Genomic DNA, 4,375 nt, shown 5'->3' with positions numbered 1-4,375 from the left:
GCGACTGAAACAGCGACTGAAACGGCTGCGGATGGCAGGACGGGCCGTCCCGCAACACGAATGTCCGTTGCCGGGGTGCGACCGTCGTTCGCCTCTGCGGAGTGCACATTCTGCCGGCGGCGGGATCCGCCCGCAGCCAGACCGGCCTGCCATACGCCCGCCGCCGCCCCGCCGCCCGTCGCCGTCGCAGATCCCGCCCGTCACCCGGACCGCCTGCCGCAGGATGCGGACAGTACCGCCTGCCGGAGCTTGCCAGCCGGCAGACCGCAGCGCATGGTCGGCGCACGTCCCCGCGAGCAAGGACCTGTCGACGATGCTGACCATCTGGGGCCGGGCAAATTCCGGCAACGTGCGCAAGGTGCTCTGGTGCCTTGAGGAACTGGGCCTCGCCTATGAGCGGCGGGATGCCGGCGGCGCCTTCGGCATTGTCAACGATCCGGCCTACCGCGCCCTCAACCCCAACGGCCTCGTCCCCACCCTGCAGGACGGCGCGCTGACGGTGTGGGAATCCGGTGCCATCGTGCGCTATCTCGCCGCCCGCCACGGCGCCGGCACGCTGTGGCCCGAAGACCCGGCGGCGCGCGCCGTCGCCGACCAGTGGATGGACTGGACCGGCACCACCGTGCAGCCGGCCTTCGGCCCCGCCTTCGTCGGCCTCGTGCGCACGCCGCCGGAAAAGCGCGACACCGCCGCCATCGCCGCCAGCCTTGCGGCAACCGCCGCGCGGCTGGCGATTGCCGATGCCGCCCTTGCCCGGCACCCCTTTCTTGCCGGCGACCGTCTGACGATGGCCGACATTCCGCTGGGCGCCATCGTCTATGGCTGGTTCGGCCTTGCGGCCGAACGGCCGCCGCTGCCCCACCTTGAGGCATGGTACAACCGCCTTGCGGCCCGCCCGGCCTATCGCACCGGCGCCATGACGCCGCTGACCTGATCCCGCCTCCCTGCCGATCCCTCCGGGCAACCGATCATGACCATCACCACCGGCGCCGGCGCGGCTGAGCCGGCACCGGCGCTGCCGGTCCGCGCCGTCGGCGCCACGCGGCTCACCTTTCTGGCCCTCGGTACCGCCAATGCGGCGTTTGCGCCGCTGGTGCCGGTGCTGCGCAACAATCTCGGCCTCGACCACACCGCCCTCGGCCTGCTGCTGCTGTGCTTCGGCATCGGCTCCGTCACCACCATGCCGCTCGCCGGCGCGCTCATTGCCCGGTTCGGCTGCCGGCGGGTCATTCTCGCCGCCGTCGCCGTGCTCATGGCACTGCTGCCGCTGCTGCCGGTGCTGAGCCACCCGGCCGCGGCGGCAGCGGTGCTGATGGCCTTCGGCGCCGGCATCGGCACCCTCGATGTCGCGGTCAACGCACAGGCGCTGATGGTGGCGGCCACCCGCAGCAAGCCCGTCATGTCCGGCTTCCACGCGCTGTTCTCCGCCGGCGGCCTTGCCGGTGCGCTCAGCCTCGGCGCCCTGCTGGCCGCGGGCGCGCCGCCGCTCCTGCTCGGCAGTGCCGTCAGCGCGGTGCTGGCCGGGCTGATGGCGCTGGCGCTGCCCGGCCTCATCGCCCGTCGCAGCGCCGCCGGCGGGCCGGCCTTCGTGCTGCCGCGCGGCCGGGCGCTCGTGCTCGGCCTCCTGTGCTTCATCATCTTCATGGCCGAGGGGGCGATGATGGACTGGAGCGCCCTCTTCCTCTCCGGCTACCGCGGCTTCGACATTGCGGCGGCCAGCCTCGGCTATGCCGCTTTCTCCGCCGCCATGGCCGGCGGGCGCTTTGCCGGCGACGGCCTCGTGCGGCGCTTCGGCGAGCGGCGGGTGATGCTGGCCGGAACGCTGACGGCAGCCGCCGGCCTCGGTCTGACCGTGGCGCTCACCGGCCCCACGCCGGCCGGACAGGCCGGCGCGCTGGCCGGCTTCGCGCTCGTCGGTCTGGGGGCGGCCAACGTGGTGCCGGTGCTGTTCGTGGCCGCCGGGCGCATCAATCCCTCGGCACCGGGACCGGCCGTCGCCTCGGTGGTCAGCCTCGGCTATCTGGGCCTTCTGACCGGGCCGGCGTTCATCGGCTTCGTGGCCGGCCTCACCACCCTGCCGCTCGCGCTGGCACTGGTCGCGCTGCTGCTCGCGGCGGTTGCCGGCTCGGCGCCGTTTGTCACAAATCCCCCGCAAACACGCCGCCCCGGCCGGTGACGGCCGGCCGGACACGGTCTAATCTGCGGGGCTTCCGGGCCGGGCGCAAAAATCCTCCTTCAGGAATTCCCCTTCCACGCCGGCCCACCACCAATCCCCGGGATGCGCGTGCTGCCGGAGGTCCGGCCCGGACCCCCGCCGGGAGCCGAAGCGGAGCTGCCATGTCGTCGTTCGATCTGATTGTTCGCAACGTCACCCTCACCGACGGCCGCAGCGGGGTGGATGTGGCCTGCGACGGCGGGCGCATCGTGGCCGTCGAGCGCGGCATTGCGGCGGAGGCCGGCCGCGTCATCGACGCCGAGGGCCGTCTGCTGGCGCCCCCCTTCGTCGACATCCACTTCCACATGGATTCCACGCTGTCGCTCGGCAATCCGCGCCTCAACGAATCCGGCACGCTGCTGGAAGGCATCGCGCTGTGGAGCGAGCTGAAGCCGCACCTGACGGTGGATGCCATCGTGGAGCGGGCGCTGCGCTATTGCGATCTTGCGGTCTCGCAGGGCCTGCTGGCCGTGCGCTCCCATGTGGACGTGTGCGACGACCGGCTGCTCGGCGTCGAAGCGCTGGTGGAAGTGCGCCACAAGGTGAAGGACTATCTCGACCTGCAGCTCGTCGCCTTCCCGCAGGATGGCCTGCTGCGCTCGCCCACCGCCCTCGCCAACCTGAAGCGCGCTCTCGACATGGGCGTGGACGTGGTGGGCGGCATCCCGCATTTCGAGCGCACCATGGCTGAGGGTGCAAAATCGGTGGCGATCTCGTGCGAGCTGGCCGCCGAACGCGGCCTGCGCGTGGACCTGCACTGCGACGAGAGCGACGACCCGCTGTCGCGCCACATCGAAACGCTGGCGTTCGAGACCCAGCGCCTCGGCCTGCAGGGCCGCGCCACCGGCTCGCATCTCGCCTCCATGCACTCCATGGACAACTACTACGCCTCCAAGCTCATCGCCCTGATGGCAGAGGCGGACGTGCAGTGCGTTGCCAACCCGCTGATCAACATCACCCTGCAGGGCCGGCTGGACACCTACCCCAAGCGCCGCGGCATGACGCGGGTGCCGGAGCTGATGGCCGCCGGCCTGAACGTGGCCTTCGGCCACGATTGCGTGATGGATCCGTGGTACTCGTTCGGCAGCGCCGACATGCTGGAAGTCGCCCACATGGGGCTGCATGTGGGCCAGCTCACCAGCCGCAAGGCCTCCGCCGCCTGCTTCGATGCGGTCACCGCCAACCCGGCGAAGATCTTCGGGCTGGAAGGCTATGGCGTCGCCCCCGGCTGCCATGCCGACTTCGTGCTGCTCGATGCCCGCGACCCCATCGAGGCGCTGCGCCTCAAGGCCAACCGGCTGGCGGTGGTGCGCCGCGGCCGCGTCATCGCCGAGGCGGCCCCCCGCGTCAGCCACCTTGCCATCGCCGGCCGGCCGCAGACGGTCGAAGCCTGGCGCTATGCCCCGGTGGCCGCCGGCTGAAGGCGCGGGGGCAGAGAAAAGGCGCGCAGAAAAGGACCGCCGGCCTGGCGGGCCTTTCCCGCGCGGCCGGCGTTCAGCGCGAGAGCGCGGTGGTGCGCGACAGGGCGCGGCCGAAGCCGGTCAGCGAGATCGTGAAACTCACCGGCCGGGCGCTGTCGGCCTTCACGCCTTCCACCGCGTAGGCGTTGATCTTCAGCGTCTGCGCCTGCATCAGCTTGCCGACGAACGCGGTATCGAACGACAGCGGCACGAGGCAGCCGACGGGCACGCAGGTGCGGAAGGCAACCGGCTCGCCCGGCTTGCCGTCGTCGAGCGTGAGGGTGACGCCGCGCGCCACGTCGAGCCCGAACGGCAGCACGGCAACGCCGTCGGCGCTGTTCGGCGCCGGCACGGAGAGCTGCACGGCAAACACGCGCTGGCGGTTTTCCTTGTTCACCTGCATCTGCGACAGCGCGCAGCGCTTGCCGGGCTTGGCACCGGAGCAGCCGACGACCCAGTCGCCATAAGTCTCCTGCGTGGCACTGGCCCCGCCCGGCAGCAGCGGATCGTCCTTGCCGCCGTCAGCCGGCGGCGAGAGATCCTGCGCCAGCGCCGGCAGTGCAGCCAGCGGCAGCGCAATCAGCGCCACGGCCAGCCGGCCGGCAGCGGGGCGCAGCAACGCAGACAACCGGGATGCGGGACGCCCGGAAACCGGGCGCCGGGGAAAACGCGCCGTGACGCTCATGGTGAAATTGCCTCT

The 4,375-nt window shown here is 71.8% G+C and carries 4 protein-coding genes; 3 read left to right on the top strand and 1 reads right to left on the bottom strand.

The window, feature by feature from the left end:
• Positions 1-313: 313 nt before the first annotated feature.
• The 3 genes from V7067_RS10840 (at position 314) to V7067_RS10830 (ending at position 3,636) form a co-directional block, all read left to right on the top strand.
• Positions 314-934, top strand: coding sequence for a glutathione S-transferase family protein (locus tag V7067_RS10840; RefSeq protein WP_334175916.1), 621 nt, complete (start codon positions 314-316; stop codon positions 932-934).
• 36 nt (positions 935-970) lie between these two features.
• On the top strand, positions 971-2,176 hold the full coding sequence (locus V7067_RS10835) for an MFS transporter (RefSeq protein ID WP_334175915.1): 1,206 nt from the start codon (positions 971-973) through the stop codon (positions 2,174-2,176).
• Positions 2,177-2,337: 161 nt separating this feature from the next.
• Positions 2,338-3,636 carry an amidohydrolase family protein gene (locus V7067_RS10830; RefSeq protein ID WP_334175914.1) on the top strand — a complete coding sequence of 433 codons (1,299 nt, stop codon included), beginning with the start codon at positions 2,338-2,340 and terminating at the stop codon, positions 3,634-3,636.
• Positions 3,637-3,709: 73 nt separating this feature from the next.
• Here V7067_RS10830 and V7067_RS10825 read toward each other — a convergent pair.
• A partial coding sequence (locus tag V7067_RS10825; RefSeq protein ID WP_334175913.1) for an invasion associated locus B family protein occupies positions 3,710-4,375 on the bottom strand: 666 nt, incomplete at its 5' end.

The organism is Pseudoxanthobacter sp. (assembly GCF_036822375.1).
In the GTDB taxonomy this organism is placed as follows: domain Bacteria; phylum Pseudomonadota; class Alphaproteobacteria; order Rhizobiales; family Segnochrobactraceae; genus Pseudoxanthobacter.
This window is presented reverse-complemented; position numbering and strand designations above follow the sequence as displayed.